At 36.3% G+C, this 16953-nt stretch carries 16 protein-coding genes; 14 read left to right on the forward strand and 2 right to left on the reverse strand.

Going from position 1 to position 16953, the window contains the following annotated elements:
- The first annotated feature begins 58 nt into the window (after positions 1–58).
- The 9 genes from oppB to GQR59_RS07115 all read left to right on the forward strand — a co-directional run bounded on the left by oppB (position 59) and on the right by GQR59_RS07115 (position 8676).
- Positions 59–979 carry an oligopeptide ABC transporter permease OppB gene (gene oppB / locus GQR59_RS07075; protein ID WP_160061292.1) on the forward strand — a complete coding sequence of 307 codons (921 nt, stop codon included), beginning with the start codon at positions 59–61 and terminating at the stop codon, positions 977–979.
- A gap of 11 nt (positions 980–990) precedes the next feature.
- The gene (oppC, locus tag GQR59_RS07080; protein ID WP_160061293.1) at positions 991–1893 is read left to right on the forward strand and encodes an oligopeptide ABC transporter permease OppC; all 903 of its coding nucleotides are present in this window, start codon (positions 991–993) and stop codon (positions 1891–1893) included.
- Between the two features lie 17 nt (positions 1894–1910).
- The gene (locus GQR59_RS07085) at positions 1911–2876 is read left to right on the forward strand and encodes an ABC transporter ATP-binding protein (RefSeq protein WP_025563558.1); all 966 of its coding nucleotides are present in this window, start codon (positions 1911–1913) and stop codon (positions 2874–2876) included.
- Positions 2876–3862 carry a murein tripeptide/oligopeptide ABC transporter ATP binding protein OppF gene (oppF, locus tag GQR59_RS07090; protein WP_025563557.1) on the forward strand — a complete coding sequence of 329 codons (987 nt, stop codon included), beginning with the start codon at positions 2876–2878 and terminating at the stop codon, positions 3860–3862. Before GQR59_RS07085 ends, oppF begins: the two co-directional genes overlap by 1 nt.
- A 286-nt stretch (positions 3863–4148) precedes the next feature.
- On the forward strand, positions 4149–5252 hold the full coding sequence (gene leuB / locus GQR59_RS07095; protein WP_160061294.1) for a 3-isopropylmalate dehydrogenase: 1104 nt from the start codon (positions 4149–4151) through the stop codon (positions 5250–5252).
- A 257-nt stretch (positions 5253–5509) separates the two neighbouring features.
- On the forward strand, positions 5510–6106 hold the full coding sequence (locus GQR59_RS07100) for a hypothetical protein (protein ID WP_160061295.1): 597 nt from the start codon (positions 5510–5512) through the stop codon (positions 6104–6106).
- A gap of 90 nt (positions 6107–6196) precedes the next feature.
- Complete coding sequence (locus GQR59_RS07105; RefSeq protein WP_160061296.1) at positions 6197–6736, forward strand: YaeQ family protein; 540 nt, start codon at positions 6197–6199, stop codon at positions 6734–6736.
- An 81-nt stretch (positions 6737–6817) separates the two neighbouring features.
- Positions 6818–8272, forward strand: coding sequence for a tRNA uracil 4-sulfurtransferase ThiI (thiI, locus tag GQR59_RS07110; RefSeq protein WP_160061297.1), 1455 nt, complete (start codon positions 6818–6820; stop codon positions 8270–8272).
- A gap of 221 nt (positions 8273–8493) precedes the next feature.
- Positions 8494–8676, forward strand: a complete 183-nt coding sequence (locus tag GQR59_RS07115) for a DUF1737 domain-containing protein (RefSeq protein ID WP_201288033.1) — start codon at positions 8494–8496, stop codon at positions 8674–8676.
- 481 nt (positions 8677–9157) lie between these two features.
- On the opposite strand, the gene GQR59_RS07120 is transcribed toward GQR59_RS07115, so the two are convergent.
- Complete coding sequence (locus GQR59_RS07120) at positions 9158–9931, reverse strand: YdcF family protein (protein ID WP_160061298.1); 774 nt, start codon at positions 9929–9931, stop codon at positions 9158–9160.
- Positions 9932–10325: 394 nt separating this feature from the next.
- Between GQR59_RS07120 and GQR59_RS07125 the strand changes: the two genes are divergently transcribed.
- From GQR59_RS07125 to GQR59_RS07145, 5 genes are all read left to right on the forward strand, one after another.
- The gene (locus GQR59_RS07125) at positions 10326–11099 is read left to right on the forward strand and encodes a methyltransferase domain-containing protein (protein WP_160061299.1); all 774 of its coding nucleotides are present in this window, start codon (positions 10326–10328) and stop codon (positions 11097–11099) included.
- Positions 11096–11320, forward strand: coding sequence for a DUF2835 domain-containing protein (locus GQR59_RS07130; RefSeq protein ID WP_160061300.1), 225 nt, complete (start codon positions 11096–11098; stop codon positions 11318–11320). The genes GQR59_RS07125 and GQR59_RS07130 overlap by 4 nt, the downstream gene beginning before the upstream one ends.
- A 285-nt stretch (positions 11321–11605) precedes the next feature.
- Positions 11606–12727 (forward strand): non-hydrolyzing UDP-N-acetylglucosamine 2-epimerase, encoded by a 1122-nt coding sequence (gene wecB / locus GQR59_RS07135; RefSeq protein ID WP_160061301.1) that lies wholly within the window; start codon positions 11606–11608, stop codon positions 12725–12727.
- A 2-nt stretch (positions 12728–12729) separates the two neighbouring features.
- Positions 12730–13980, forward strand: a complete 1251-nt coding sequence (wecC, locus tag GQR59_RS07140) for a UDP-N-acetyl-D-mannosamine dehydrogenase (protein WP_025564037.1) — start codon at positions 12730–12732, stop codon at positions 13978–13980.
- Positions 13981–14046: 66 nt separating this feature from the next.
- Positions 14047–15447, forward strand: a complete 1401-nt coding sequence (locus tag GQR59_RS07145; protein ID WP_025564039.1) for an undecaprenyl-phosphate glucose phosphotransferase — start codon at positions 14047–14049, stop codon at positions 15445–15447.
- Between the two features lie 54 nt (positions 15448–15501).
- Here the strand turns inward: GQR59_RS07145 and rsmF are convergent, their stop codons facing one another.
- Positions 15502–16944, reverse strand: coding sequence for a 16S rRNA (cytosine(1407)-C(5))-methyltransferase RsmF (rsmF, locus tag GQR59_RS07150; RefSeq protein WP_160061302.1), 1443 nt, complete (start codon positions 16942–16944; stop codon positions 15502–15504).
- Positions 16945–16953 lie beyond the last annotated feature (9 nt).

Raw genomic sequence — 16953 nt, forward strand, 5'->3', positions numbered from 1 at the left:
TCCTAAATCCCCCAAGTATTTAAACTGACGGGATATATTTCATTAAACTGAGAAGTATATGTTGAAATTTATCTTAAAAAGAATAATAGAGGCAATACCTACCCTATTGGTCTTGATAACTGTTTCTTTTTTCTTAATGCGTTTTGCCCCTGGTAGCCCATTTTCAAGTGAACGGGAATTACCCCCGCAGGTAATGCAAAATATTAATGCTAAGTACGGCTTAGATAAACCCGTCTTAGAACAATACACGACCTATTTAACCAATGTGTTACAGGGAGATTTAGGTCCTTCATTCAAGTATATGGACTTTACTGTAAATGAACTTGTCATTGCTGCTTTACCTGTTTCTGCAAAAATAGGGGCTTTTGCATTTATCTTTGCTTTGGTGTGTGGTGTTGCTATTGGCACTCTGGCAGCACTGCGCCAGAATACTTGGTTAGATTACAGCTTAATGTCTACATCAATGCTTGGGATCGTCATGCCTTCCTTTGTCTTAGCTCCTGTACTGATTTACATCTTCTCGATCGGTTTAGGGTGGTTCCCAGCTGGTGGTTGGTTTGATGGAACGGCTAAATACATGGTGCTACCTGTAGTAGGTATGGCCATGATGTATGTGGCCACTTTTGCCCGTATTACGCGTGGTAGTATGATTGAAACACTGAATAGTAATTTTATTCGCACAGCCCGCGCTAAAGGATTGAGCTTTTCTTATATCGTTTTACACCATGCACTAAAACCAGCAATGCTACCCGTCGTTTCCTATATGGGGCCTGCTTTTGTCGGTATTATCACTGGTTCAGTCGTTATTGAAACCATTTTTGGTTTGCCTGGTATTGGTAAATTATTCGTTAATGCTGCTTTCAATCGAGATTATTCATTAGTGATGGGGATAACGATTTTAATTGGATTATTGTTTATCGTGTTCAATGCCATTGTTGATATTTTATTGGCTTATGTCGATCCAAAAATTCGCTTTTAAAGGACAAGTTTATGTTAGCTAAAAAACAAAACAGTGAAGCGATTGAAAACTTTGCTGATAGTTTAGAAATTGAAGGGCGAAGTTTGTGGAAAGATGCACGCATTCGTTTTATGCGTAATAAAGCGGCAATGGTGAGTTTGATTTTGCTTCTTGTCATTACGCTATCAGTTATTTTCGTGCCGATGTTTGCAGAGTTTGCCTATGATGATACTGATTGGTACGCGTTACATCAGCCGCCTACAATGGAACATTTATTCGGAACGGATAGCCTTGGACGTGATTTGTTTGTACGTACTTTTATTGGGGGACGTATTTCCATGATGGTAGGGGTGTTAGGTGCGCTTGTTGCTGTGGTGATAGGCACCGTTTATGGTGCTACATCTGGTTTTATTGGCGGTAAAGTTGACCGTATGATGATGCGTATTCTGGAAATCCTTTATTCAATTCCCTTTATGTTTTTAGTGATTGTGTTGGTTACCTTTTTTGGTCGTAATATTGTATTGATATTTGTTGCTATAGGCGCTATTGCTTGGCTTGATATGGCACGTATTGTTCGCGGTCAAACCTTGAGCTTACGTAACAAAGAGTTTATTGAGGCTGCACATGTTTGTGGTGTAAGCAACTGGAACATTATTCGCCGTCATATCATTCCTAATGTGTTAGGTATTGTTGCCGTTTATTCAACGTTATTAGTGCCAAGTATGATTTTAACTGAATCATTTTTAAGCTTTTTAGGCCTAGGCGTACAGGAGCCAATGACTAGTTGGGGGGCATTGTTACAAGAAGGTGCGCAAAGCATGGAGGTCGCAATTTGGCAATTAAGTTTCCCAGCTGCGTTTATGGTGGTGACGCTATTTTGTTTTAACTATATCGGTGACGGTCTACGTGACGCATTAGATCCAAAAGATAGATAATGCATTAAGGAAACAACATGAGTTTATTAGATGTAAAAGATCTGCACGTAGAGTTTACCACTCAAGATGGTAACGTAACGGCAGTAAACGACCTTAACTTTTCATTACAACGAGGTGAAACCTTGGGCATAGTAGGGGAGTCGGGTTCAGGTAAGTCTCAAACCGTATTCGCTTTAATGGGATTATTAGCCAAAAATGGTCTAATTTCAGGTAGTGCAAATTTTGAGGGCAAAGAGATTCTTAATTTGCCTGAAAAAGAATTGAATAAAGTACGAGCTGACCAAATAGCAATGATATTTCAAGACCCAATGACATCTCTCAATCCTTACATGAAAGTGAGTAAGCAGATGATGGAAGTCCTTATTTTACATAAAGGAATGAGTAAAAAAGAAGCGTTTGAAGAATCTCTAAAAATGCTGGAAGCTGTAAAAATACCTGAAGCGCGATCACGTATGAATATGTACCCTCATGAGTTTTCTGGTGGTATGCGTCAGCGAGTGATGATTGCGATGGCACTGTTATGTCGTCCAAAATTGCTGATAGCAGATGAACCTACAACTGCTCTTGATGTAACCATTCAAGCACAAATAATGGCATTACTTAATGACTTAAAAAAAGAGTTTAATACAGCCATTATTATGATCACACATGACTTAGGGGTTGTTGCTGGTAGTTGCGATAAAGTATTAGTGATGTACGCTGGACGTACCATGGAATACGGAACTGTGGATGAAATATTCTACAAACCAAGCCATCCTTATACGGAAGGATTATTAAAATCGATTCCAAGACTTGATGGGAATGACGATGTGTTAGCAACAATTCCAGGGAATCCTCCCAATTTACTTAACTTACCTGTTGGCTGTCCTTATCAAGAACGCTGTGATCGAGTGATGGACCGATGTAAAAAAGAAGCACCGATGTTAACTGCTTTTGCGGATAACCGTTCTCGAGCTTGTTTTTCTGAGTGGGAGTCTTGGTAATGAACAATGAAAAAAAATTAATTTTAGATATTAACGATCTTAAAGTGCAATTTAGTATCGCTTCTAAATCACTTTTACCTTGGGCTAAGCCCGATACTTTAAAAGCAGTTGATGGCGTTAGTCTTAAGCTTTACGAAGGTGAAACATTAGGTGTGGTTGGTGAGTCTGGTTGTGGTAAATCAACGTTAGCACGTGCCATTATTGGTTTAGTACCCGCTAGTGCTGGTAGCGTCGTTTGGTTAGGTGAGGATTTAACTAAACTGGACAAGAAAAACCTACGGCTTAAGCGTAAAGAGATTCAGATGATTTTTCAAGATCCTCTCGCTTCTCTCAACCCGCGAATGAATGTGGGTGATATTATTGCTGAGCCATTACAGACTTTTTACCCTCATTTGTCTAAAGCTGAAGTTAAAAATCAAGTTAAAGATATGATGAGTAAAGTAGGGTTGTTACCGAATGTTGTTAATCGCTATCCTCATGAATTTTCAGGTGGTCAATGCCAACGTATTGGTATTGCGCGGGCTTTAATTCTCAAACCCAAAATGATCATTTGTGATGAACCGGTATCTGCGTTAGACGTGTCGATTCAAGCTCAAGTGGTTAATTTGTTAAAAGAATTACAAAACGAATTAGGGTTAAGTTTAGTGTTTATTGCCCATGATTTATCGGTTGTTAAACATATTTCTGATCGTGTTTTGGTCATGTATTTAGGTAATCCAGTCGAATTGGCTGAATGTGACTCTTTATTTAACGAGCCTAAACATCCTTACACTAAAGCATTAATGTCTGCTGTACCCATTCCTGACCCTAGATTGGAACGTGCTAAAAAAATACAAATGCTGGAAGGGGATTTACCATCACCTATTAATCCACCATCAGGCTGTGTGTTTAGAACGCGTTGCCCCGTTGCCATTGATGCATGTGCGACGAGTAACGTAAAATTAAAAGGTAGCGAGATACACTCTGCTGCGTGTATTTTGCAATAACAGCTGTCATAAATTCTTAAATAAGCCATGAAAAGGTTAATATGTGAGTATGGCATGTATTAACCTTCTTTTATGGCACTATAACCATGTACTATTTAACATATCTAAAATGATACTTTGTTTTATTTAACAATATTACGCCTGCCTTCGAGACCATCTATCTTTTTTTATATTCACTTATTTTGCGTAAATATGCGAAAAAACACGTTCATAAATTGAAATTTAGTGCACTTTTACTTTATGATGTGCCAACAAATATCATCCGAAAATCATTTAGGGAATCAGAATGACAACATATAACATTGCTTTACTAGCAGGCGACGGTATCGGTCCTGAAGTAATGAAAGAAGCTGTAAAAGTTTTAAAATTAGTTGAAGAGCGTAACGCTGACGTTAATTTTGAATTAAATGACGTATTATTTGGTGCTGCTGCTTACTTTGCAACAGGCAAAGCTTTCCCTGAAGAAACTAAAGCCGCTTGTGATAAAGCAGATGCTATCTTAAAAGGTACTATTGGTTTAAACCACGAAGACTCTAAAAAAATTCCAGTTGACGAACAACCTGAGCGTGGTGCGTTATTGCCTCTACGTCGTCGTTACAATACTTACGCTAATTTCCGCCCAGTTTATTTACCAAAAGGTTTGGCTCACTTTTCTCCGCTTAAAGAGTCAGTGGTTGGCGAAGGCATCGATATCATGTTAATTCGTGAGTTAGTCGGTGGTTTATATTTCGGCGAGAAAGAAACAGGCGTTGACGCTGAAGGTCGTCGTTACGTTCGTGAAGTATTAGAATACGATGAAGATCAAATTCGTCAAATTGTACGCGTTGGTTTTGAAGTTTCAATGAAACGTAAAAAAGTAATGCACAACATCCATAAATCAAATGTATTAAAATCAAGCGTGTTATGGAACGAGATTGTAGAAGAAGAAAGCAAAAACTTCCCTGAAGTTGAAGTGATCAATATTTTAGTTGATGCTGCTGCTACTTACCTATGTCTGAAACCAACCATGTTTGACGTAATGGTAATGGAAAACATGTTTGGCGATATCTTAAGTGACCAAGGCGGCGGTATTTTAGGTTCTTTAGGCCTAATGCCTTCTGCTTGTAAAGGCCCTGAAAAATCTTACTACGAACCATCTCACGGTAGTGCGCCAGATATTGCAGGTAAAGGTATTGCTAACCCATACTCAATGATAGGTTCAGTAGCATTAATGCTTGAAATGAGCTTTGGGATGGAAAAAGAAGCTAAAAACCTATGGGCTGCTATGCAAGGTGTATTTGAAGATGGTTACTCAACATCTGACCTGTCTAAAGAAGGTGAAGCTAACTTAGTAAGTACTGCTGAATTTGGTGATTTAGTGTGTGCTAAATTAGCGAAAATGCCTGTTTAATTTTAACTAAAAAAATAAAAAACCTAGAGCCACGTTTAACGTGGCTTTTTTGTGTCTTGAAAATAATTGAGTTCAGTTATCCTCCCAAATAGATGTTTTAGACTTCTAAATCGAGATAGCGATATTTTAAAAGTTATCAATACATTTAAGATAAATTTATTTTTTGACATTGTAAATGACTATTTTTTTATTTTTATTGATATTGTTGTTTATATTTGCTTTTATAATCTTTAATTTTAATTCTGTTAAGGATAAACATGAAAATATTTAACAAAATCATATTGGTATTGATTCTTTCGCTTAGTAGCTTATACAATTTTTCATATGCTAAAGTGATAGATAACGGTACTTATACAACAATAAATGGGTTAGATTGGTTAGATTGGTCATTTACATCAGAGTTAACACAACAAGAAGCAATCGAAACATTTGATAAACCAGGTTATGGTAATGCTTTTCGTTTAGCAACACACGAAGAAGCCATCGCAATGTTAGAAACTGTTTTTATCAATACCTATAAAGATATCGATGGTCGAGAAGGTATTCCTTGGAACGGGGATAATATAGTTTTACACCAAGATGTTTATGGTGCTGAGTTTACAATTGATTTTTTAGATTTATTTGGAACATCAAATTCACCCGATCCTTATTCTGGAAGGTTTCGCTCATATGGCTATATTAATGATGGTGCATATGGAATTTATGAGGAAGAATGGATCTTTGGTGGTTCAGAATCATTTAACCCAAATCAAGGTGGAATAGTATTAGTACGAGTACCTGCTCCTAGTACTTCAATTCTATTTGCTATATTCTTAGCGCTTATTATTACAGCTAGATATAAATCTGCCGTTTAATTAGTAATGTTAGACTAATTAATAAGCAATATTTTAGTTGATATATTTTAAAACCACGTTTAGAGCGTGGTTTTTTTTTGGAGAAACAAAATGGCGTTAAAGCCTACTATTTTTAAAATGAACATTAATGTATCGAATTTAGATAATGATGTTTATGAAACGATTGCCATGACCGTCGCACAACATCCTTCTGAAACCACAGAACGTATGGTGACGCGTATCTTAGCTTTTGTATTAAACAATCAAGAGTTCTTAAGTTTTACCACAGGGTTGAGTGAAGCGGATGATCCTGATATTTGGGCAAAAAATTACAGCGATGAATTTTTACTGTGGGTTGATGTGGGTGAACCTGCTTTTGATCGTATCAAAAAAGCATGTCGTCAAGCTAAAGTAGCTAAAGTGTATACGTTTAATACTAAATCTAGTGTGTGGTGGAAGCAGTCGCAAAAAGATTTCTCAACCATTAAAGCGGAAGTCTATCAATTTGAATTTGAGCAAATTCAAGCACTCGCGGCTTTGGTTGAGCGAACAATGGATTTTAGTATTACTATTACAGATAATGTTTTTTATATAGCCGCTAATAAAGGTAGTTGTGAAGTTAACTTTACCGTTTTACAGCAGCCTGATTAGTATAATCATTGCGCACGACCAAGTAGTGCGTATAATTCGCACTTCAAAATTTATACAGTCCTGAATCCAAGAGTGGTACCCATGAAATTTATCGTTAAACTTTTTCCTGAAATTATGATGAAAAGTAAACCTGTGCGTAAGCGCTTCAGCAAAATGTTACAGGGCAATATCCGTAACGTACTGACTCGTCATGATGAAGATATTAAAGTGATACTCGAATGGGATAAAATTATTGTTCGTAGTGAAAATGATGATCCTGATAATAAAGCAAAAGTGATCCATTATTTACAAAGTACGCCTGGTATTGCGTTTTTCTTGGAAGTGACTGAATCTACTTTTACTGATATTCATGACATATACGAGCAAACAAAAGCATGTTTTGGGGATAGTCTTGCAGGCAAAACATTTTGTGTTCGTGCAAAACGTATTGGTACCCATGACTTTGGATCAAATGAAGTTGAACGTTATGTCGGTGGTGGCTTAAATCAACACACTGATGCACTTGCTGTTAAATTAAAAAATCCAGATATAACAGTTAATATTGAAATCAACCAAGATAAATTATTTATGGTTGATCAACGTCATAAAGGATTAGGTGGTTTCCCATTAGGAACACAAGAATCTGTTTTATCATTAATTTCGGGCGGTTTTGATTCAGGTGTCTCTAGTTACCAATTATTGAAACGAGGCTCACGTGTTCACTATTGTTTCTTTAATTTAGGCGGCGCCGCACATGAAATTGGTGTGAAACAAGTCGCTTATCATTTGTGGGAGCGTTTTGGTGCATCACATCGTGTTAAATTTATTTCTGTTCCATTTGAACCCGTTGTTGCTGAAATATTAGAAAAAGTCGACAACGGTCAAATGGGCGTTGTATTAAAACGTATGATGATGCGTGCGGCCGCAAAAGTAGCTGCGAATTTAGAAATAGAAGGGTTAGTAACAGGAGAAGCATTAGGTCAGGTTTCAAGCCAAACCTTACGTAACTTATCAGTGATTGACCAAGTAACTGACACGCTTATTTTACGCCCATTAGTGGCTACTGATAAACAAGATATTATTGATTGTGCGCGTGAAATTGGTACCGCTGAAATATCTGAAACAATTCCTGAATATTGTGGTGTTATCTCACAGCGTCCGACTGTTAAAGCAGTGATGACTAAAATTCAGAAGGAAGAAGCTAACTTCGACATGTCTCTCATTGATAAAGTTGTTTTTGATGCAAAAGTCTTAGATATTAAAGATATTGCGACGGATGCAAAAGAGCAGTTGGTAGAAGTTGAATCTGTTTCTGCATTTGAAGCTAATGAAGTAGTGTTAGATATTCGCTCTACTGACGAAAGAGATGAAAAACCATTAGAAATTGAAGGGGTTGAAGTACAACATTTGCCTTTCTTTAAATTAAGTAATCAATTCGAAACACTTGCACAAGAAAAAACCTATTTACTTTACTGTGATCGTGGTGTGATGAGTCAATTACAAGCGCTTTATTTAAAAGAAGCTGGATTTGATAATGTTAAGGTATATCGTCCTTAGGATTATGTTAATTGCGTAATTTAGTATATCAGGACGCGGTTCATAAGAATGTAGCTTGTGTACGTCGAAAGTAAATTAAGTTAAATAAAAAAGAAACGGCTATATGCCGTTTTTTTGTACATCTAAGTTGTTGATTCACAAATTTGTTGAGTAATAATATGCCTTTGAACTTAATCGTCGTATGCTAATTTTACTCAAGAGGCTTCATAAAAGGGTTTACTATGCCAAATTCAATTGAACGTTATAAATTAATTACAGGTAAGGATGATGCTGAGTTTTGTAGCAAAGTCACTAAAGTATTAAAAGAGGGGTATGAGCTTTATGGTTCACCTACTATGACCTTTAATGGTGAGAGTGTTATTGTTGGGCAAGCTGTTATTAAAAGGCCATCACAATTGGTTTAAGGATTTAGATTAAGGTATTTAATGGTCATCGTTATATCAATACTAATAACTGTACCCACATTAATACTAAACTATTAAAGTAAATACTATTATATTAAACGCCTGTCATTGATTTACTCATATTCAGAGTAACGTCAGTAACAGGCTTTTTTATATCTAAATTTCAATTGCTTATACCAATGTAATTAAATAAGTGATCAGAGATTGCGCAGGAAAAATTAACACTAATAAGGCGTGAGTTGTAAGAGATAGTTGTTCTCACTTCAAAACTCACAACGCAGTTAGGGGTGATTTTAACCAGCAAGAATGATCACCTTATTAATTCTTTTGGTATTATATAGATATTAGCCTTGATCAAACGTTTACAGCGGCAAATTTGTATTTCACTTCTCTAATAAACAAACTATTTACTTAACCTCAACTCTGGTTAATGAAAGCGGAAATAGCGGCGTTGTATCGCTTTGCTTATCCAGAGCTGAGGTTACTTAGAAGTCGTATTAGAGACAAACCATTGTTGAAGCAGCCCTAAATATTCATGCAATGCTATTTGCGATTTATACAATTGATAAGCTGAAGGGATGTAACTGTAGGAAGGTAATTCCTTTGAGTTCTCTTTTGCTAAGTACATTGCTGGTGCTGGAGTAGGAGATTGTTTATATTTTTTAAATAGAGCCATTGCTCGAGGCATATGTGTTGCTGATGTTACCAATGCCGCTTTTTTTCCTTCAATAATTGCTGACATCTGAAGGGCTTCTTGATTGGTATCTTGAGCATTATCTAAACGAATAATTTTTTGTTCTGAGATATTGAATGCTAAGGCTAGTTGCTGTAAAAGCTGTGCATGGCTTTTACTGTCTCCAAAAGCGGATCCTGATACAACGATAGAGGCATTTGGATTGGCATAATAAAGGCGTAATGCTTCACTAAATCGACTTAATGCCGTGGCTGAAAGCTGTCCTGTAATCGGTAATTTCTGATCATTAATCCCTGATGAACCAAGTACTAAAATATAATCGAAAGATTGTTCGGCCTCTAATAAAGGTGGATATTGCCTTTCAAGGGGTTTGGCTAGGTGGTAAGCCGTCGGTAATAGACTAAAAGCGAATAAAATTAAAAAACTGAATAGTGTTAATGATTTCGCTAGCGTTTGATGTTGGCTAAAAAATAGCAATAATAGACTAACAAATAACAGAGCCAAGGAGAGGGGTAAGGGCATTAATAAACCTCCTAGCCATTTTTTAATTAAAAATACCATTCTTTTGCCTTTCGTTGTTTGCTATTAATTCTGTTTGTAAAATAACGTGCCTTCACTACCTATACAGTAAGTTGTCTTATTAACAAATAAGAGAATGTAAGGCTTTTATGAAAATATTTAATGACGCTTAACGTTAATTTTGCTTTTTTTGTTAAATTCAGTCTGTCAGTTACCAATTTGATAAAGTAACCTCTGTTTAATAGAGATTGAACACTTCATTTTATGATGCCATACAATTACTTATTACCGTAATCCCATATAGCTATTTTATATAGCCAGTTGACATAGTTACTTTAAAAAACGTCTTAGAACTTATTCAATGTAGGTTAATATTCAATAATAAGTCGCGTATAATTAATACTTATCACCGTATTAAAGTAAATGAGAAATTTAAGTGGCTGACCATAATTTTGACTCCATTGCCCAAAAGTTTGTAAATAATATTTACGGTAGTCATAAAGGGAAAATTCGAAAAGAGATTGTGTGGCGTGAAATACTCAATTGTATCGAACGTTTAAATAAACCAAGTTTAAGAGTATTAGATGCAGGTGGTGGTTTTGGTTATTTTAGTCAAAAGTTAGCTGCATTAGGGCATCAAATTGTGTTGTGCGATATTTCTGGTGAATTATTATCAATTGCTAAAGAACAATTAGCTAATAAACCTTATAAAGACAATATACAAATAATACATTGCTCTATCCAAACGTTACATGATCATATTGATGGACAGTTTGATCTTATTTTGAATCATGCCGTATTGGAGTGGTTAGCAGAGCCTAAGCAAACATTACATTCCTTATTGGATTGGTTACATGCCGATGGTTTAGTTTCTTTAATGTTTTATAACAAAGAAGCCCAACGTTTCTTTAACTTAGTTTCTGGCAACTTGAATTTTGTTGAATTAGGCATGCCACGTAAAAAAGTAGTCCGCTTATCACCGACTAATCCTCTATTTGAAATAGATGTTTTAACTTGGTTGAAAGAAGCTGATATGCAAGTTTTGAAAAAAACAGGTGTGCGTGTATTACATGACTATATGAAATCAGCTGATTTCGCAGATGATAATTTTGAACAACTGTTAGCGATGGAGAAAGAGTATTGTCAATATGAACCCTATGCATCATTAGGGCGTTATACCCATTTGACAGTTGCTAAGAAGGTATTATGAAATCCTATCATTTTAGAATAAATATTAGTTATCAAGAATTTGAAAAATTATACAGAACGCCTAATGTCACAGTGAAAGTACGCAGTGATCAAGGTGCTATGATTCAGTTACCCGCAATGCGTTTTGTTCCTTTTTTTACGCAATTAGGCGTACGAGGTTATTTTGAACTGCAATTAAGTGATCAAAACAAGTTTCAGCATTTAGTTTGTTTGCATGCTTAAAATATTTTTGTATCTCACTTTTTATATATAATTCAATGTACTTACTGTGTCGATATTTTAAGTAAGTGATTAACCTATAATAAATAATATTGTGTAAATGATTTAAATTTTGTATTTTATGTTTTTTATATAAAATACAAGGGTTTCAACGTATAATCCGGAGTCATTCTAGTACGTGATCGAGTTGACAAACTTAAGTTTATCTATTTATGAGTAGTTAAATGCCATATGAATCTCTCGTTACTTAAACCTATTAAATATCGTAATAACTTGTAAGGCTATTCAATGAAGAAAGTGTTAACCGTGTTCGGTACACGACCTGAAGCTATTAAAATGGCTCCATTAGTACATAAACTTGCTGCTGAAGCAGGGATAGAAAGTAAAGTTTGTGTGACGGCTCAACATCGAGAAATGCTAGATCAAGTTTTACAGCTCTTTGATATCACGCCTGATTATGATTTAAATATCATGAAGCCAGGACAAGATTTATTTGATGTAACCGAAAATATTTTAAGTGGCCTGAAAGGCGTGCTCGATGATTTTAAACCTGATGTTGTATTAGTTCATGGTGATACTACAACGACCTTTTCAGCATCTTTAGCTGCTTTTTATAAGCAAATTAATATTGGTCATGTCGAAGCTGGATTACGTACTGGTAACTTATATTCGCCTTGGCCTGAAGAAGCTAATCGAAAATTAACTGGGGTATTGACCCGTTTCCATTTTGCACCGACTGACTTATCTAAGTCCAACTTACTTAAAGAGCAAGTGCCGCAAGAACGAATATTTGTTACAGGCAATACAGTTATTGATGCATTGTTGTGGGTAAAACAAAAGTTAGAGTCTAATAAAGATTTACAACTTTCATTAGATAAACAGTTTCCATTTTTAGATGAAAATAAAAAAATGGTACTTGTTACTGGCCATCGAAGAGAAAGTTTTGGCGGCGGTTTTGAACGAATATGTGAAGCGCTAGCGAATATCGCAAAAGAACAACCGGATGTTCAAATTGTTTATCCAATGCACATGAATCCAAATGTAAGAGAGCCTGTTAATCGCTTATTAAGTAAGTTGGATAACGTGTTCTTGATTGAACCTCAGGATTATTTGCCGTTTGTTTATTTAATGAATCGTTGTTACTTGATTATTACCGATTCAGGCGGCGTTCAAGAAGAAGCGCCTTCATTGGGTAAACCAGTATTAGTCATGCGCGATACGACAGAAAGACCAGAGGCGATCGAAGCGGGAACCGTGAAACTAGTGGGTACCGATGTGGAACGTATTACCTCGGAAACTATTTTATTATTAACTGACTCTACTCGTTATCAAACCATGGCCAAAGCTCATAACCCTTATGGCGATGGTTTAGCATGCACACGAATTGTTAAAGAATTATTAAAGGATTAATTATGCCATTTCAAACTGTTTCTGTTATCGGCTTAGGCTATATCGGATTACCTACTGCTGCTGTGATTGCATCTCGTGGTATCGACGTTATTGGTGTCGATGTTAATGAAAATGCCGTGAATACGATTAACGCTGGGCAAATTCATATTGTAGAGCCTGATCTAGATATCGTAGTACGAAGTGTTGTAACTACTGGGAAATTACGAGCAACAACCACTGCAGAGCCTGCTGATGTATTCATGGTGGCTGTACCGACACCTTTTAAACAAGATGCGAGTTCATCTCATTCTCCTGATTTATCTTATATTGAATCTGCTGCCAATATGATTGCACCGGTATTAGTAAAAGGTAATTTAGTTATCTTAGAGTCAACATCTCCTGTCGGAACGACTGAGAAATTAGCTGGATGGCTAAAGTCAGCGCGCCCTGATTTGTCATTTCCACAGGATAAAGGGGATGCGGCTGATATTAAAGTCGCCCATTGTCCTGAACGCGTGTTACCTGGTTATGTATTACAAGAACTCGTTTCAAATGACAGAGTTATTGGTGGTATGTCAAGTGCTTGTAGCCAACTTGCTACTCAGCTATATGAAAAATTTGTGCGTGGTGAATGTATTGTTACTAATGCTCGCACCGCGGAAATGGCTAAATTAACAGAGAATTCATTCCGTGACGTTAATATTGCATTTGCTAATGAACTGTCGGTTATTTGTGACAAGTTAAAAATTAATGTGTGGGAGCTAGTTAAATTAGCGAACCGTCATCCCCGCGTTAATATTCTTAATCCAGGTCCTGGTGTGGGTGGTCATTGTATCGCTGTTGACCCATGGTTTATTGTTGATAGCTGCCCTGAAGAAGCCAATATTATCAGACAAGCTAGATTAACCAATGATGCCAAGCCTCATTACGTTGTTGAACAAATTTGTAAAGCGGCAGATGAGTTTAAACGACCTGTCATTGCTTGTCTTGGACTTGCTTTTAAAGCAGATATTGATGATCTACGTGAAAGTCCTGCGCTAGAAATAGTAAAAGACCTAGTTGCGAAAGAAGTCGGTGAAATAATTGCAGTAGAGCCTAATATTAAGCAACTGCCTAGTGCGTTGTCTGACTCAGGTATTACATTAACGTCACTTGAAGATGCGTTAGATAAAGCGAATGTAGTCGTAGTGTTAGTTGACCATAAGCAATTTAAAGCAACAGATCGTACACAATTTGCGACTAAAGTTGTTATTGATACTCGCGGAATAATTTAATTGAAGTAAGCCAATCAATAGATATTGCTTGGCTTACCTTAATGTTGAATTTTTAAAGGGATTTAAATGTCTGATCAACACTATGTTAAAGATAGTGAAAATGCGTATTCGGCATTGTGCCGCTGTATTGATTTTTTTGTTATACAAGTAAGTTTATTTTTTATACTTTATTTTCAACATGAAGAGTTAACCAATCTTTACCTTGTGGTTGGCTTGATTGCCTCGATAGGATTTGTTTTTGCTGCCGACAGCCATAACCTTTATCGTTCATGGCGTCTTGGTGAGTTTTCTCGTGTCGCAAGCTATACTTTTTTATGCTGGGTTGCTGGCATATTCAGTGTTGTCATTTTTTTATTTTTTAGTAAAACTAGTCTTGATATCTCTCGCTTAGTGATTGGTGTTTGGATGTTGTTTAATTGCATTGCATTAGCTGGCTGGCGTTTGTTGTTTTATGTGTTTTTATTTAAACGTCGTCGAGCAGGGTATTATACTAAAAAAGTGGCTATATTCGGTTTAACGTCATCGGGGGAGTTGTTAGCAGATCAGTTCGTTAATAAACCCGAAACAGGTTATACGCTGTCTGGTTTCTATGATGATCGAGCTGATACTCGGACAGAAAGTAAATATACAGAGCAGGTATTAGGTGGTATCAATAAAGGGATTGAATTCGCTAAAGCAGGTGATATTGATGTTATTTATATCGCATTACCATTGGCTGCTCAAAAACGTATAGAAAGTGTATTAAGAGCGTTAGGAGATACAACGATTGATGTGTTTCTTGTTCCTGATTTCTTTACGTTTAACTTACTCAACGCGCGTTTATCTCATGTCGGTTCGATACAAACGATTAGTGTTTATGAATCTCCTATGACTGGACCATCAAGATTACTTAAACGTATTGAAGATGTAGTAGGGGCCTCATTAATATTATCTATTATTGCTTTGCCTATGCTGATTATTGCGTTACTGATTAAGTTGGATTCAACGGGACCTGTTTTATTTAAACAGTTACGTTATGGATTAGATGGCAGAGCCATTAAAGTTTGGAAATTCCGTTCTATGAGTTCAATGGATAATGGCGATGTTATTCAACAAGCAGTGCAAGGTGATAGTCGTATCACTAAACTTGGTGCTTTTTTAAGAAAAACATCATTGGATGAATTGCCACAGTTAATTAATGTATTGTCTGGCAGTATGTCATTAGTAGGGCCTCGGCCTCATGCGGTGGCGCATAACGAACAATATAGAAAGCTGGTGGATTTTTACATGTTACGCCATAAAGTTAAGCCAGGTATCACTGGATGGGCTCAAATTAATGGTTGGCGTGGTGAAACAGATACATTAGAAAAAATGGAAAAACGCGTTGAGTTTGATTTGGAATATATTAGAAACTGGTCAATTAGTTTTGATCTTAAAATACTAGTCTTAACGGTATTTAAAGGGTTTATTCATAAGAATGCCTATTAATGACAGCTAACCTCATGAGTCTTGTTTACTAAACAAGACTCATGAATGTAATTCCTATTTATCAAATAGGTTTTTATCGATAATTAAATCTCTTGGCAAACTATTTTTAATTCTATTATCTAACGATTTCCCTAAACCAATTACATGGCCTTGATAACGTAATATAACTTCACCTTTTGAGTTGTTAGTATCAATGTCATGAATATCTCGCCCTTGGTAATACTCTCTTGCTTGGTGTGCTAATAACGCTATTGCTAGAGGGCTTTGTTGACCAAAACAAGTGGCAAATTCATGAGTACACTTAAAGCCTGACTTACGTCCTTTACCAAACTTTTCTGCTATCTTAATACCCAATCTAGAAAATCGTAGTTCATTAATTAATGGGACAATATTTTCTGGGAATAACCAAAACTCATCATCTCTTTGATATAGCACACCGGTTAATTGCGTTATGGAGAATTGATTTTTAAAGTAGTCATATAAACTACTTTTTACTGTTTCTGTTGTTGGTTGAAAAGGGAATTTTCTGAGTCGCTTTTGTGCGGCTTCAACTTCAACATCACCCGTTTTTTTAATAGCCGCAACAAAAAAACCTTCAGTGTCGTAAACCTGTGGCCAAATATGTAAAAAACCTTCTGCTGTTAAAGTTTTATCTGCATTTTTAAATAAGTTATCTAAAGAAAGGAATTCAACACTATCAGGGTAGACTTGTTTAAGGTGTAAACATACTTCTTGGTTCTCTTCTAAGCTAAGAGTACAAGTTGAATAAACCATTACTCCACCGGTTTTTAGTGCTTTAAATGCACTTTCTATTAATGTTTTTTGTACCGTTGATATTGACTCTATTGCTGTTTGATCCCAGTTCTTCATCGCCTGTTTATCTTTACGTACAGTACCTTCACCAGAGCAGGGGGCATCCAATAAAATAGCATCAAAGGTATTAGGTAACCATTGTCCAAATACGGCCGCATCAAAATGAGTGAGTGCAACATTTTTAATGCCACAGCGTTGAATATTTGAATGCAACATCTTAATTCTGCTAGACGAATACTCATTCGCAATGATTAAACCTTGATTGTTAATGGCTGCCGCTAATTGCGTTGTTTTTGATCCTGGCGCGGCCGCTGCATCTAACAGTGTTGCATTCTCTGTATCTTGAAAGTGATACAGCAGTGCTGACACTGGCATCATAGAGCTAGCTTCTTGAATGTAAAACAACCCGGCTAAATGTTCTGCGCTGTTGCCTAGAGGGATATGATCATTGTCAATTTCAATCCAAAAGCCTTCTTTACACCAGGGTACAGGTGTTAATGCCCAGCTTTTTTTATTGGCGATATCAAGGAAATCTTTAATGTCGATTTTAAGTGTATTAACTCGAATAGCTCGACGTAAAGGGCGACGACAGGCGGCAACTAGTTCATCGATATTTAAGTTTTCAGGTAAAATGCTCGACATTTTATCTATAAATGCTTGAGGTATAAAAGTGTTGCTATCCATTTGGATCCT

It is taken from the genome of Psychromonas sp. L1A2 (assembly GCF_009828855.1).
GTDB lineage: Bacteria > Pseudomonadota > Gammaproteobacteria > Enterobacterales > Psychromonadaceae > Psychromonas.